11 protein-coding genes are annotated in these 14,754 nt (G+C 54.2%); 2 read left to right on the forward strand and 9 right to left on the reverse strand.

From position 1 onward, the window contains the following. Positions 1–281: 281 nt before the first annotated feature. The 5 genes from K3166_RS06935 to K3166_RS06955 all read right to left on the reverse strand — a co-directional run bounded on the left by K3166_RS06935 (position 282) and on the right by K3166_RS06955 (position 6,216). Entirely contained in the window at positions 282–515 is a 234-nt protein-coding gene (locus K3166_RS06935; RefSeq protein WP_221421575.1) for a hypothetical protein, read from the reverse strand. Positions 516–782: 267 nt separating this feature from the next. Further along, positions 783–2,045: a hypothetical protein gene (locus K3166_RS06940; RefSeq protein ID WP_221421576.1), complete on the reverse strand. Its 1,263-nt coding sequence runs from the start codon at positions 2,043–2,045 to the stop codon at positions 783–785. Then, positions 2,008–4,173, reverse strand: a complete 2,166-nt coding sequence (locus tag K3166_RS06945; protein WP_221421577.1) for a GumC family protein — start codon at positions 4,171–4,173, stop codon at positions 2,008–2,010. Before K3166_RS06945 ends, K3166_RS06940 begins: the two co-directional genes overlap by 38 nt. Before the next feature lie 35 nt (positions 4,174–4,208). Further along, entirely contained in the window at positions 4,209–4,916 is a 708-nt protein-coding gene (locus tag K3166_RS06950; RefSeq protein ID WP_221421578.1) for a polysaccharide biosynthesis/export family protein, read from the reverse strand. Positions 4,917–4,959: 43 nt separating this feature from the next. Then, positions 4,960–6,216 (reverse strand): O-antigen ligase family protein, encoded by a 1,257-nt coding sequence (locus K3166_RS06955; protein WP_221421579.1) that lies wholly within the window; start codon positions 6,214–6,216, stop codon positions 4,960–4,962. A 408-nt stretch (positions 6,217–6,624) separates the two neighbouring features. Between K3166_RS06955 and K3166_RS06960 the strand changes: the two genes are divergently transcribed. Beyond that, positions 6,625–8,247 carry a hypothetical protein gene (locus tag K3166_RS06960; protein ID WP_221421580.1) on the forward strand — a complete coding sequence of 541 codons (1,623 nt, stop codon included), beginning with the start codon at positions 6,625–6,627 and terminating at the stop codon, positions 8,245–8,247. A gap of 270 nt (positions 8,248–8,517) precedes the next feature. Next, positions 8,518–10,317 carry a right-handed parallel beta-helix repeat-containing protein gene (locus tag K3166_RS06965; protein WP_221421581.1) on the forward strand — a complete coding sequence of 600 codons (1,800 nt, stop codon included), beginning with the start codon at positions 8,518–8,520 and terminating at the stop codon, positions 10,315–10,317. Between the two features lie 31 nt (positions 10,318–10,348). Here the strand turns inward: K3166_RS06965 and K3166_RS06970 are convergent, their stop codons facing one another. Genes K3166_RS06970 through K3166_RS06985 form a run of 4 tightly spaced genes read right to left on the reverse strand, consistent with a single transcriptional unit; the run spans position 10,349 to position 14,751 of the window. Beyond that, positions 10,349–11,557, reverse strand: a complete 1,209-nt coding sequence (locus tag K3166_RS06970) for a glycosyltransferase family 4 protein (RefSeq protein WP_221421582.1) — start codon at positions 11,555–11,557, stop codon at positions 10,349–10,351. Continuing rightward, on the reverse strand, positions 11,503–12,441 hold the full coding sequence (locus tag K3166_RS06975; RefSeq protein ID WP_221421583.1) for a sulfotransferase: 939 nt from the start codon (positions 12,439–12,441) through the stop codon (positions 11,503–11,505). The genes K3166_RS06970 and K3166_RS06975 overlap by 55 nt, the downstream gene beginning before the upstream one ends. Further along, the gene (locus K3166_RS06980; RefSeq protein WP_221421584.1) at positions 12,434–13,420 is read right to left on the reverse strand and encodes a sulfotransferase family protein; all 987 of its coding nucleotides are present in this window, start codon (positions 13,418–13,420) and stop codon (positions 12,434–12,436) included. Before K3166_RS06980 ends, K3166_RS06975 begins: the two co-directional genes overlap by 8 nt. Then, on the reverse strand, positions 13,417–14,751 hold the full coding sequence (locus tag K3166_RS06985; RefSeq protein ID WP_221421585.1) for a lipopolysaccharide biosynthesis protein: 1,335 nt from the start codon (positions 14,749–14,751) through the stop codon (positions 13,417–13,419). The genes K3166_RS06980 and K3166_RS06985 overlap by 4 nt, the downstream gene beginning before the upstream one ends. Between the last annotated feature and the right edge of the window lie 3 nt (positions 14,752–14,754).

The following is a 14,754-nucleotide window of genomic DNA, read 5'->3' on the forward strand; positions in this document are numbered from 1 at the left end:
GCCTTCCGATCAAAGGCTTCAGTTATCCGAGCTGTCTTCAGCCCTCGCCTTGTCTAGGATGATAAGGCTGGTCGGTGGGTGGCCCCCGCCTTGCCTGGGATGACAAAGTTGGTCGGTGGCTGAGAGCTAGTGGCCCCCGCCTTCGTTTAGCACCGGCGTAATCCATAGCCATGTCTGTTCAATTACGGGATCGCTACCTCTGCATCGGGAGTGACCCACATACAAAAAAGGCCGGAGTCGAATGATCGACCCCGGCCTTTTAATTTCAGCGTAAGCGAAGCTTACGGGCTCAGCGGCTCGTCGTCGTCGCCGTCAGCAGCAACGATGATGCCAGCGATCACTGCAGCTGCAGCGAGCACAGCGATGATAACCGACGAACCACCACCAAGAGCGGCGGTGTCTTTGCTGGTTGCGCTAGCGCGCTCAACCGAAACGGCGTCAGCAGCCTGAGCTGCAACTGGCGAGAGCGCCAGAGCAGCTGCGGATGCAGCGAGAATGGAATTCTTTAGTTTCATTAGTAACCTCCAAGAGATAATTTTGGCAGAACTCATTTTGATAAAGGGTTTCACGCCCTTTCAACTTCGAGGTATGGGTTTTCCCAATGGAAATCAAGCCCTTTGTGGAAATGAACACACCTCAATCCGACTTGTTATTGGCACCCTCTAGCTTTCGAAATGGTTAAAAACGAGTTGTCCGATGCAATTCGAAATGACCGGAAACTGTGCTGAAATGAAAGGCCGCTGAAAGAATAGACCCTTCAACTCCCCCAAAGATTTGGATTTTCAAGGGGCGAGGTGTGCGGTCTGAATTCTCATGTTAACGCGGCTGCGGCCATTATCGACTTTCGCAATCAAAGTCAGAGTGGCAAAACTGCAACTGGACGGATCAATCGTCCCACTAGCCACAAGATCGCCCTCCAGGAGTATGGCTTGGCCAATGATGCTTCTAGATTCATCGGCGCAAATCAATCTGGCTTCAAGGCGCCCACCGACTTCGAGTGGCTCTGCCAATTTCACCACCAGTTGCCGATTGTCCGCCTTGCGAAGGAGACGTTGAGCGACCGGCCCGAAGGATCCGGGTTCAGCGTCGACGGAGAGAACGTCGCCGTCGCGCTCTACCAAAGTGACGTATTTTCCTGTCGAAGTAAGTTCCCAGCCAAAGGGATCGCTTGTCTTTGCTGATTCAAAGCCGTCACTGTGGTTCGCGGCGGTCGCGACGGCTACCCCAGAATTGTCTGCGAGCAGGAACAACGCCTCATATAAGCCCGCATCCTTAAGTCCCCGAAAAATCGATTCTCGATATTCCTCGTCGAGAGACTTCAGATAACCCTCGTCCTGTCCAAAAAATGCCTCTGCATTCAATAGTGCTACTGGATTTTTCGCGAACTCCGCCCAGAATTCAGGGAGCCAGATGGGTTCGTTCGACAGCAAATCTCGAATTGCGTTCCGACCTTCTGGGAAGGCGAGCAAGTTGACGAACGATGGCATTGCGGTGGTGCGAATTTCACGATTGGTTCTGAGGGTTTGGTCAAAGACTGTGAGCATAGGCGCGATCTCGCCCAACTCTCCATAGTATTGAACCAACCACATATTTGCGATCGCATCACGGCGATTAAGCTCAACGAGTCTCTTTACGATCTCAAATGCCTGAGCTTGATCATCGAACGCGATTTCTCCGGTCGCCAGAGTCCTCGCCAGACCAATGTCGAGCGGTTTCACCTCATACACACTCTTGGCGGCTTCCAGCGTAGCGCTCGCTGTAGGGCTCGCCTCCCGGCCAGCTTTGATGTCTGTGGCAAGATTTTCGCGGAATTGTGCGTCAACCAATCGCGACCTGGTTTCGGCATTGAGGCCCGATTCAAGCGTTTCGGTGAAGGCCAGCGGCTTTATGCCGTTCTCAGATCCAGCGTGGATAACCGCAGCCGCGGCTCCGCTCAAAGCGAGCGGGACCAATGCAATACGCAGCCAAAATGGAAGCAATCGATTCCGTCCCGACCGCGCCTGTTGATCAGTCTCCGGAGCTAGATTGTCCATATCCGTAGCCATATCCGTATTCTGAACCATAACCGTAATCGAGATTGCGATCGTCTGCCTTCGTCACGACTGCACCGACAACATTACTGCCAGTTCCTCGCAGGCGGCTGATCGCCCCAACAATCTGGCGCAATCCAGCACGGTTAGCCTCGATGACAAAAGCAACACCTTCAACTTGCGCGCCTAGAACAGGCGAATCCGCGATACCTAGGACCGGAGGCGCGTCGATCACGACGTGGTCGAAATCCTGCAGCAGGCTTTCCAGCAACTGCGCCACTCGAGGGCCAGAAATCAATTCGCCCGGATTTGGCGGCATCGGTCCGGTTGTCAGGACGGATAGGCCTGGCTGGAACTCATTATGGACCAGCGATCGGATATCGTCCGAACCTGTGAGGAAGTTAACTGCGCCAAAATCATTTGCGATTTCAAGTCTCTTGCCGACCGACGGGTTGCGAAGATCAAGATCGACCAAGACTGTCTTGCGGCCATTGCGTGCCATTCGGCTTGCGATGGCGTAAGATGTAGCGGTCTTCCCTTCGCTGGGAACCGTGCTTGAGGTCATCAGCGTGCGCGGGAATCCATGTGAAGTGGACATGTCCAACATAATGCCGACCGACAGATATGCCTCGGACATTGCGGACTTCGGATCGGTAAGCTCCTCGTAAAGATCGACATCTTCGATCCTCGGAATGACGCCGAGCAAGGACAGGCCAAGCTTGCCCTTTACATCGCTCGGATCCCTTAGGCTGCGATCCATCTCTTCCCTGGCGAACAGAACCGCACCCGCAATTCCCAAACCAAGCAACAGACCGATAGCCAGATTAAGTGCGAGATTTGGACTGGATGGCTCAATCGGGATCCGAGGAGCGTCAATGAGTTGGGCATTACTTGCGGCTACGCCGGCGACACCGATCTCTTTGTAACGCTGCAAGAGACTGTTGTAGAGCTCACGATTGGTATCAACTTCCCGCCTCAGGATGTTGTACTGGACTGTATCCTGCTGTTCTGAATTGAAGGCCGCGCGGTAACTGGCGACCTCCTTTTCCAGACCATTTTCACGATCTATCGCTTGACGCAGGCTGCGTTGAAGATCTGCCGTACCCGTACCAATTGCCGCTGCGATCTCACGGTCGAGTTCTGCTATCTGACTGTCGAGTGACTGAATTTCGGGATAACCGGGTTCAAACTGAGCAAGGAGTTTAGCCCGTTCGCCGGAAAGGCGCGCGCGCTCGCTACGAAGGCTTGTCGCGACTTGATTTTGCTGCTGCTGAGCGCCTGCCCTGAACGCACTTTCGGCCGCCAGGCGGTCAGCACGAGCTTCGACCAACGCCTCGTTCATCGCGGCAAGATCGGAAGCTGCGAGAGTCCGCTCGGCTCCTTGCACACCCGTCGAGGGCAACGACACGATCCCACTTTGGGAAGCGTAACCTACGAACTGCCGCTCGGAATCTTCTAGCCTCGTGCGAAGCTCGGCGAGCTGGCTTTCGAGAAACTTTCTAGCATCGCCCGTGGCATCGAACCGGCGTTCTAGATTGGCTGCAATGTATTCGTCGATCCAGGTTGCCACCACTGTGCGTGAAAACTCTCGCGATGGGCTCGTGAAACCAACGTCGACAAGACTTGAACCAACAACCGGGTTGATCTGTATATTGTCGAGCAGCAAGTCGGACGTGATCTCAATAGAGCGGCGTTGATTTGCTGTGACGATTTCGCCATCCGATGGAATGTCGAACGCAGAAAGAAACTCCTCGTTCGACTGCAAATTCAACTTTCGCGCAACGCGCTCTGCCAGATTCTTGGACTCCAGAAGAGCATACTGGGTCCTGTAGAACTCGTCATAAAGCAGGGCGTCGCCGGCTGGCTCGACAGCTTCGACGTCCGCGACATTGGCCTCGACACGATTAACTTGGATGCGCGCAACCGAAGTAAATTGCGGCGTTGCGAGCAGGGTCAACACAAGCGCAACAGCCATTGTCAGGCCGATTATCACGGCGACAATAAGCCGGTTATTCCAGATTATCCGCCAAAGGCGCGTAAAAATCGACGGTTCGAACGCCTCGTCATAGGCGGCGTACGGCTCATCGCCGTTACGTACCATCGGCACCAAACCGTTCTCAGGCAATTCCATCTGGGTATTCACTTAACAAATCTTTCGAAAATTTGATCGCGCAAGGCTCAAAGCTGGCGGGAAAGTATAATGAGCGGCGTGGTAAGCAAGTTGGTGATACCCTGAAAAGTATCGAGCGTGCGGCGACTGCGAGATTCGTCCACGACTATTGTGTCACCAGGATAAACTATGGGGTCGGCATAATTGCCGTATCGGATGGCCTGCAAATCATAAAGTCCGATATACTCCTGGCCATCGACTTGTCGCTGTAAGATAATAATCGAGATCTTGGCGAGATCGTCCTCACCACCAGCGGTCGCAATCGCCTGCGACAAGGTGGTCTCGCTACGGAGCGGATAGAGGCCAGGTTGTCTCACCTGCCCTTCCAAAGTCACAACATTGCTGTTGCCTTCGACCAAATTCACCAGTGCCTGAGGGTCACGAACGTAACGGGCGCGCAGACGCTCTTCGATGACGCCCGCGAGTTCAGTCGGTGTCAAACCGGCGGCGGATACAGCACCGGCGATCGGAATGGATACAAAGCCCTGCCCGTCGACGGTGATATCACGCCGCATGTCGGGAAGACCAACGATCTCAACAGATATTTTGTCCATCGGGCCGAGTGCATAGACATAGCCCTCGCCGCCATTGACAGGCGCAGGCATCGCATCGGCCTGCACGTATGCTACATTGGGAGCCTGCCCTAGCTCGGGTGGACCCCCTCCGCATGCAGCCGTCGCCAATACGAGCGCGGCGAGACAAAACTTACGTATCATAGAAATTTATTCCTCATCGAGGTAGCTCAGGCGGTGCGACCCGTCATTGCTTTCTTTGCCTAGTGCTTTCCGATGGCTGCCGCATCATGTCACGGCCGCCGCGGACGCTAGAGATACCGAGGTGAGCGGTCAAGATCACAAAGACGACGGATATGATTGGCGCGCGTAAAGGGTAGTCAATCAAGCTCGCTGCGAACCACACACCAATCGCCGATGCCAGGTATATAGCCAGATCGCGATGGGGCCGCTTACCACTCATCCATAGCGCGAGGATCTTCCAAACGAGCCACACCGATCCCCATGCGGCCAGTATCAGCGCTGGTATTCCGCCTTCTATTATCAGCTGCAGAGGATCCAAGTGCGCCTGATTGAGATATCCCGGGCCAAGTGTTTCGGTAGACTCATACATATGAAACGTCGCAGCAAAGGCTCCGAATCCAGTACCTAATACAAAGAAATCACCGGTCATTTCCCAGAGTAGAGGGAGAAAAATCCAACGCATCTCATCGGCAGGATCAGAAGCGAACAACCGCGAAAGAGCCGCCTGCCTATCTGACAACGCGAGCACACTGAAAATGCCTGCCAACACAATGATCAGTGCAGCCAGAATGAAAGCGACCCTAACCCGCTTCATGTTCACCTTCTTGGCTGCGGACAATTGGTAAACTTTCGAGCGGGAAAGCAACCAGAGACTGATCATCAAGGCAGGGAAGCTCATGAGCAGGCCAGCGCGCGAGCCACTCAGGAGAATCAATGGGAAGATAACAAACAAGGTTGCGAGAACTGCGGCCCCATGAGCCTTTGCCTTGCGCGAAGCAGGGTCAATGAGGGTTGCGAACCACGCGACCGTCATCAGGAGCCACACCAGCAATACTGCTTGGTGATTTTTGTTAGAAAACAGGCCTACAGGATGGTGATCATGAGTGATGGCGTAAAAGTGCAGCGCCTTGATCCCAATCGCTTGCAAATATCCCACAGCTGCACTCGCAAGAGCTAGCGCAACAAGGGCAAGTAGCGACATTCGGACGTAGCGGCCTGATTGAATACAGAAGAGTACTAACGCAGCCAGCGGTACCAACAACGCAAAAAGCGTGTTCCATGTGCGTGCGGGGTCGAGGCTAAGCGGCCTTGAGACACCGGCCATACCCAAAAGAGTATCAATCTCAGCAATGGCCGATCTCTTGGGTAATTCTGTCCATACCGACCAAGGTAGCGGGATGAGCTGACAGATCGCGATTGCCATCAAGCCGAGTATTACAGCCAGCGGCACCTTGGCGCCCTTGACGTCGCCATTGCGCATGAACCAAAGTCCGTAAAACAAAGCGAAAACTGCTACTGGCCGCAGGATTACTAACGATTGGATATCCGGCCTCGATCCGCCGCCAGTCAGAGCAACGATACTGAGAAATGCGCAAAACGCTACGAAGCGGCCACGATCAGACCCCAATGCTTCGCCAACCCGCACAAGAAGCGCGCTAGCGGGCTGCTTTCGAGACCCCTGTTTTGATCTTCTAGCCGACGATGGGCCACGGTGAAGCTGTCGCATGGTACTCCTGGACACTGGGAAAGCTGAACCATGCGCTAACAAGCGGAAGGCTCACAATAGTTTTGCGAATGCCATACCCGATCATCAACATCCACTTGTCAGGGCACCGCAGCCCCTATAATCCGCTGATAGATCAAAGCGTGAAGCGATTAGACCTCGGGCATGTTCGCTCGCCGCCAGCATTTAGCAAAAAAACCTCTCGGCGCAACGAGGGTCATTCGCTGCGACCAGAAACAAACTTTCAACAGGAAATTTCCTAGTTCAATGATGCAGACACGTGGGGGCAATTATCAGCGCCCAAATCAAATGAGCCGTAATTCGGGGCCTGCAGTCGTTTCCGCCAGTCGAGGCCTGACTCGAGGCGGTGCCGTTGCTGACCAGCGCGCTGCGCGCTGGTTTCGGATGGCGCTCATAATATTCATCTGCGCGTTGCCGCTCGGCTTTATTCCTCTTCAATCAATTGGATTGGCATTTTTAAAGCCGACACAACTTGCCGTCGTCCTCATACTCGCGTTCATTCCTACCATCTTGCGCAGTGAAGCAGTCGCAAGAAGCGTCACGATGTTCGTGTTTTTGGGAGTTGTGGTGCGACTTTCGGTCCTCCTGATTTCCCTCGCTTGGTCGGACTACGTAATCGACGGCCTCACGTTGATCGTTGTCGATTTCGTGAGTGCTTTGGCTACGTTGCTGATCTGCGCCATGGCTTCAAGGTTTTCTCTCTCTGACCTAGCGGGTATCTTTGCCTGGGGGTCTCTCGGATTGGCCATATCCCTGCACTTCGTGATTTTTGTCGGTCATGCGGCAACAGGTAATTTCAGCCTCTCAATCGCGCTCGATGCTTTGTTGAGCGGACAAATCAGACAGTTGAAATCGCTCTATTTCGTAGGTGCCTTGCACGGCCTTGGACTTCAGGGGGTCGCAAGCTTCTTCTCTGAAGTTGCGCCGAAGTCGACGAACGCTTTCGGAAGTTCAATCCTGACACCGACACTGGCAGCAATACACCTCCTCGCTGCGGACCGGATCATGACTAAAACCCGCGACGCTGCTCGCGACTGGGCCGTACGAATTGCCATGCTGAATGCTGTCTTCTGCATACTGATGGCGTATAGTGACCGGGTTACCGTTTTTGCGGGTCTGATCCTGCTGACACACATCTTCTATTTCGGTTTCGTAGAGGGAAATCGCAAAACCCGCTTTCTGATGATCTACGCATTCACCATGGGCTTTGGTGCGCTTCTCATTTATCTCGGTTGGAGTATCGCAGCCCAAGACGGGATTGGTGAATTTGTAGCAAAATTCCTGGACAATCCTCGTTTCAATGACCTGAGCAGAATATTGATGGTCCTGGACGATGGTGGCCTGTTCGGATCGGGATTGGGCACCAACCTTAATTTACCCGGCCTTGGCTATAAATATGCTCACAACCTATTTTTGGCAGACTACTTTTCTGCCGGCCTCTTAGGTCTTGCCGCCGCAGTGTTCTGGTTTTTTGTCCTTGCAAAATTCGCATTGGCAGGGCTGTTCAGACTGCTTGAACCGAACGCTTCTGCGGCGGAACGCAGATTGATGATCGGCGGTATTACCATCGTGCTCTATAGTATCGCGCTCACGCAGCTGTCGGCGCAGGGCCTATTCGATCTCAACGATTGGATCGGACTTGGAATCGGGTTGATCCTAATCATCAAAGCCCGCCAAATGGCTTTCTACCGACAGCGCCCCAATCCGGCCGAGATAAAGCTCTCCCGTAAACTGCAACGCAGACCGCGTCGCCGATTGAGCGTTTGATTAGCCCGAAAATAGCGTGCGATTTATCTTTCTCCCGATTCCGAACCTTGCCCTGAGCATCTTTGGATCAGTGCCAGTCCCGTTAACCAGACACGGCCTTGAACGGTTCAATTCGTCCTGAAAGTAATGCTTCGTTTCTCAGCGTTCTGCGGCCACGCCGTCAACCTAGTGCCTTTGAACCCGCAAAGGAACCGGGCTGCCACAGCAGGATGACGCCTCGAAACTGATCAAGGATGGCACCGCAACCATCGGGCGGAACAAAAACGTTAAGTGACGATAAATCTGCAGTGGCGCCACATGGCATCAAGTTACGAACCGCAAATGCCGCTCGTTGTCGGTTGGGGAAGCAGTAAGAGCGTTGGAGTATTACCGATCGACCGCAGAAATCTCATCAAAGGCAGTCTGGCCTTTGGCCTTCTTTCGGGAACGGTGCTCGGCACCACGAAGACTTTGTCGCACTTGAACAGCGACGGAGATATTACTGCTGAGCTTCGCAATAGCGGACCCGGCGAAGTCATCCGTATTAAACGCGGCGTATGGACGGTCAGCGAACCCATCAAGGTCGCAGCCAAGGTCATCTTTGAAGGCGGCGTCATAGTACCTGCTACCGGATCCGTGGTCGAGTTCGAGCAAGATATCCAGACTACTTCGCCCGGCCCCTTGTTCAACCTCCGGAACGTTCAATGGTCGAAAGGCTTGCCTCGAAGCTCAGCGCGGAAGCGAGGCAGTTTCCTGTGGCAAACTTACGGCGGTATCCGCCTGCCAGGCATCGCCAAGGCAAGTTGGTTCGGTGCTCTTGAGCAACCTGGTCACGATAACACACTAGCGCTTCAGGCCATGCTGGATAGCGAAGCTAAAATCGCGGTTCTTGATGGATTTTTCGAACACACGGCAAATTGGGTAGCTAGCGGCCAGACACTCCGAGGAGATGCCGACTTAGGCCAGGGAGCTCGCGTCGGCCTCAAGACGATGATCCATGGCGAAAGCTTTGCCGATCTACTAGCGAATAGTGCGCCTCGCTCTCCGGCGGAGCAGGCCTTCCGCGGGCTTTCTACACGTTCAGGCGCGGAAGATATCGTCTTTTCCGATTTTGAATATGACGGTTCTGCCAGAGAGCATTTCGATCACCGCGACGGATATCGTAATTATCTCTCCGACACCGGCGGCAAGGCCGCCGGAAAGAAGTCGTTCCGCCGTCACTTGTTGCGGCAGGGCGGCATAAACATTGGTGAGATGGAGGAAGACGAAGGCTACCGTGCGCCGAGCAGCACGCTAATTGAAAGGATGCACATCCACAACACGGTCCGCAGCGGAATCGTGGCCAATCGCGCTCCCAAGGTAACCATTCGTGATTGCCGAATTGCCGACAGCGATACGGACCACCTAATCTACGCAGATCGCAACCCGGATATACTCGTACAAAACACGCATCTATCGGGTTACGCACATGATGCGATGGTGGTGATATCCTGCGGAATGATCCGCGATTGCCGAGTTACCGATCTCGCTCCTAATCCAATCGACGGACTTGATACACAGTCGGTGCTATGGCTGAGGAGCGATCTGGATCAACCAACCTTGATCGAACGCCTCGAAATCACGGGTGATCTCTCTACCCTTTACAAGGGGAACAATCCTTCTCAGATCGTCCATGTAACCGGAGAACGCTCAGCTTATTTTGGAGATATTTCGGTCACTCACCAAGGCCCTCGCTTCGCGAATACGACCGTGTTTGGGGCCAAGTTCGCATCGTCGAGAATTGTGATTGAAAGGCTGACAGCTTCGGCAATGCCGGAAGGCGCAATGTTGTGGAAGAGCGATAAGAAGGTTTCGGATCTCTCCATTCGCGACATCACATGGAGTTTCGATGACGAGATCGCCGATGCCGCAGCCCTCATGCAGTTTGGTACTTTGAGCAATGCCAACTTCGACAATTTCAGACTCATCAACGGTAAGGTCGACGCGCTCGTTGAAGTGAGGCGCAAGGCCAGGGGCGTGAATTTCCAGGATATCGAGGGATCCGATAGGATTAATGTTCTTCTAACTGAAGAAGTCGGTTTTCTCAGCTAGATGAAGGCCAGGCAATTCACGGGATCGATAGTCACTTCGGAAGCATCAATGCCTGAATGACAGTCTGCACGTGGGACGACCAAGTCAGCTTCGCGTCGGAAAAACGCTTCGCTGCCAAGCCAATACGAATTGGTTTGTCGGGATCGTCGAGGAGCTTTTCGATTAGGTCTGCAAGGCCATCGATATCTCGCCCATCGACAAGATAACCGGTTTCACCGTCTACGATGAAGTCGAGTGGCCCACCGTTGTTTCCTGCAATCGGGACACACGCGAATTGCATCGCATCTGCAATGGTGATGCCGAATCCCTCGATATCTGCGCCATTGTCGGCAATCACCTGAGGGTGAAGGAACAGCGCAGAACGGCTGTACTCCTCGACCATTCGCGCTTCACTAGTGAAGCCGAGCATTTCGACATGCTGGCCGAGGCCATGCTCCTCGATGGATTGCCTAATCCCATCCGCCTCCGGTCCGGTCCCAGCGATCCGATATCGAAAGTGCTTTCCCCGGTCACGAACCAAAGCCAAAGCCTCGATGCACGCGACGATATTCTTCCGTTCGACCAGCCGGCACACAGTGAAAATTGCCGAGGTTTCTCGTTCCGGCAAAATCTTGGGATGATCAAACTTTGTGGTGCCGTTCCACGCGACAACTGTTCGTTCAGCCAGTCCGGGATAGGCCGCATCGAATTTTTGACGAATTGCTTCGCTTACAAAAATCAATCGATCGGCTTTTGACAGAACCTGACGCGCAAGCTTTTCCATGGGTTTGGAAATTGTGAAAACTTCTTTTCCATGGACGGTAATCGCCAGAGGGGTCCTTGGCCAAACCAAGCGGGTCAGCCCCCCTACCCTCCAGCTCGTCGCGTGGATCATATCTGGGCTGTATCCGGCAAGGCGCAATCGCAACAATCCGGCCAGCATCTTTACCGCAACGCTTGCCTGTGAGCGCTGCTTGACGGAGAGGAACCAATCGAACGCGCTAGTCTCAGTCAAAGCCTCATCGATATGCGAGGCCAAGACTCTCACGACTTTGCCGGACTCGGCGTAGGCTGAGGCAACTTCGTAAGAATATGTTTCGATCCCTCCGATATCCGGGGGGAAGCCTTTGGCAATTACGAGAACGTTTTCTGGTTGGGTTGACATGGATCTTGGACTGGCTTTCGAGCGTAACCGAGTGGGGTGCTTCAAGATTTGATGTAAGTGCGACGGGCCAAAGCGCCGGGCCAAGCGAACAGCCATGCCGAAGCGCGATAATACCAAGGTGCCTTGCGGCGCCCCTTTGTCCGCGGATTAAAGGCCATCTTGCCTTCGTGCTTGAACTCATTCCCTCCAATCAGATGGTCGATTTCGAAGGCCTCTCCGGCAGCGATCCGATCGGTCACTGAGGACATATCCATGGAGAGAAAATCTCCGATCCGTTCGAGTTCGGCACGCGGGTTTGCGGAGAGATTGTCATGCGAAACATGTAATACCCGTTTCGGGAACGCGCTGGCGATCCTGACCGCTGCCAGCATTCCCACTGACCATCCTGCCGCGAGCAGCATCATGAAGGGAAAAGTCATGAGCCCGGGACGATAGAGTCGCTTCATGAACTTTATAGGGCTGCCCGTGCCAAGCCTGTAATAGTGGGAGGTGATGGTGATGTCAGGCTCACGATAGATATGAATGACTTTCGCAGCCGGGTCAGACTTTAACATCATCAGTCCGCGCGTGTATTCCTTGTGGCTATCGACAAAAGCTTCAACTCCGAAGACCTTGCCAATAGCGGCGCTGAGCGAGCGCGTTGCAGAGGCATAGAACGCCCACCGATCATCAACGTTCTCTGGTTTGCTTGACAGCGCTGACCTGAACTCACGTATGTCAGTCATTTCGTAAAGGACGGGGATGTCATCGTCCAGACTGCGGCCGGTATCCCGTTGGTATTGGTCGAATACCTTTGACCATTTGACACACTCGCGAATTGGCTCTCCGCAGGAGCACTTCTCTTCTGGCCCCCGTGCAAACGCATCGAGGATCTCCCCGCATCCCTCGATGCCGGGATGACCATGCAAGAGAACGGTCAAGATTGTAGATCCCGAATGGGCCCGTCCGATCACGTAGATGGGCATCACACCATCAGCCATGCGCCCCTCCTGAATATTTGGCAGCAAGCGGGGACCAGTCCGAAATATCGAATGGGACCATGCTTTGGAGCTTGCGACAATCTTCTAAGAAATAGGCGTTGAGCCTGTCGCGCATTTCCTCACTCAATCTTTCGGGCCGGTCTGCAAATCTATCAACAAATTGTGTCACGCTCCTGCTTACGCTTCGGCGAAGTCCCGGTGAAAGCAGGGGCTTGACCATGGACTTAACCAGGCTGGGCCGATTGAAACCATTGCGGATCGCGCCCAGGGTTTTGTTTTTGTGTTGCACAGTCACATTCTCGCGATCGCCGGATTGCACTTCGGCGGCTGGAATTTCCAGAAATTGGCAGATACGGTCGAAAACGGCCTGACTGTCAGCGCGAAAATCCTCGAACTTTAGCAGGAGAATTCGTTCATCGCCGAATGCATCAAGATACCGCTGCAAGTGCTGAGAATAAAGGCCGGTATAAAGGTACCGCCAACCGTATACCCAGTCGTCGCGGCCCCCTGACAATTCCTCATCGACCGCCTCTTCGAAGGTTAAAGCACGTTCGTTCCCGCGCGAGGAATTATAGCCCCAAGCGGAGTAGGCACGAGCGACCGGGTCACGCAATGCGATGATGATGCGCGCATTCGGCACCGTTTCGCGAATTCGCCGCGCCGCGTTGGGCGATGGAAAATAGGGTGTAGAGGCGTCTCCCCTGTGCGTGGCCAATTGCGCCGCACGGGATGCAAACATCGCCGCATAGGCCTGCTCCGTAAAAACGCCCATGTCGACCTGCGAGAGATCCTGGATTGTGCCATCAGGTCCAGGGCGTTTCATGGTTTGCCAACGCTCTTGGTCATCGAAGCCGCGAATGAAATAGCCCGGCTCCTTGGGAGTGGACATGAAAACATTCGGATGCTTGGCCAGCATCGCGTGCAAGCTGGTAGTCCCCGCCTTCTGCGCGCCCGCGATGAAAAATGTAGGGGCTGTCATAACGCTCGTTCCTTAAGCGGGAGAAGGTAGGCCGCGACCGAGGGGTCGATGCCAAGATTCCTTCTGGCCCAGAACACGACCCAGATATTCCAGCTCGCCTTCAATATGAGGAGCCCGAAGGCAGCCCCCAGACCGCCATAAAGGTAACTCAACAAAATGAGACTGGCGAAGCCCATCGGATTGGCAATGAGGAGGATGCGCAGGAATTCGCGATCATGTCCTGTCATGTTCATGAGTTGACCGCTCGATCCGCACATCGCGGCGATCAAGAAACCGCACATTACGACCAGTTGGGTCGTCGCTGAGCTTGCGAATTCTTGGTTCAACAGTCCCAGCAGGAGCTCTCCAAAGAAGGCAAGCACAGCGATGCCGGCAAGAGCCGCCGCCGTTGACCATAAGGCCGTAAAGCTTGCAACGCTTTGAAGACGGTCGCGGTCATTGGCCGCATAAGCACGGGCCAGCAAAGGAGAGGTCAGGAGGTTAAGTCCCTGCAGAGGGAACGCAATCACAGCCGCTATCCTGACAACAGCGAAAAAGGCGCCGGTTTCAGCAGGACTCACAAAAAGCCCTACGACTACAACGCTGAACGGGAGAATGCCTGAATTCATCGCAGAGACCGCCCAAAGCCTCATCGAACTGGCGCGCCAGCCAGCTTTGCTCTGACTTATCGTTTCTTCGTCGCCGCTGGCAGGTTCCTCAAATTTCGCGAAATTCGTCAATTCGGCCCGCCAACGCGGCCGGGTCAAAAAAAGGAATTGAATAAATGTTAGAAAGGCCAGCGACAACGCCAAGACCCAGATCGCCGCATTTGCATCCACCAAGATCGAGATTCCTCCACCGATCAAGGCGAGAATACCAAGGGCGATGGGACGCCAGACGATTTCGCGCGGAACCAACGAACCGACCAGACTTCCCAGTCCTCGTAAGATGTGGGCCTGAAAATCGGCGGCCAGCATTCCGATGGATAGTAGCGCTACCGCAGTTGCCGACGCGTTCATGTCGCTCACGGCATTAAAGGCGAAAATTATTAGTACGGCGAGGAGCGCGCCCATGGCCGTCTTGGCCATACTATAGCGAAGCACGGCGCGCATGAGGTCTGGCCTATCTCGCTCACGATAAGCGGCCAGCGATCGCAAAATCAAGCGCTGCTGACCCAGGTCGGTCACAAGAGAAACCGTTGTCGCAACGCTGAACGCAAAGCCGAAGTGGCCAAACTGGGTCGTCGTCATCCATTTCGACATGACGAAAATTAGCCCAAAGCCCAAAGCTGCGGACAGAAATCGGATCAAGATCGCGACGCTACCCCAGCGCATGAGCTTGCTGATGCGCATAGT

The sequence above is a fragment of the Qipengyuania psychrotolerans genome (assembly GCF_019711355.1).
Classification (GTDB): domain Bacteria; phylum Pseudomonadota; class Alphaproteobacteria; order Sphingomonadales; family Sphingomonadaceae; genus Qipengyuania; species Qipengyuania psychrotolerans.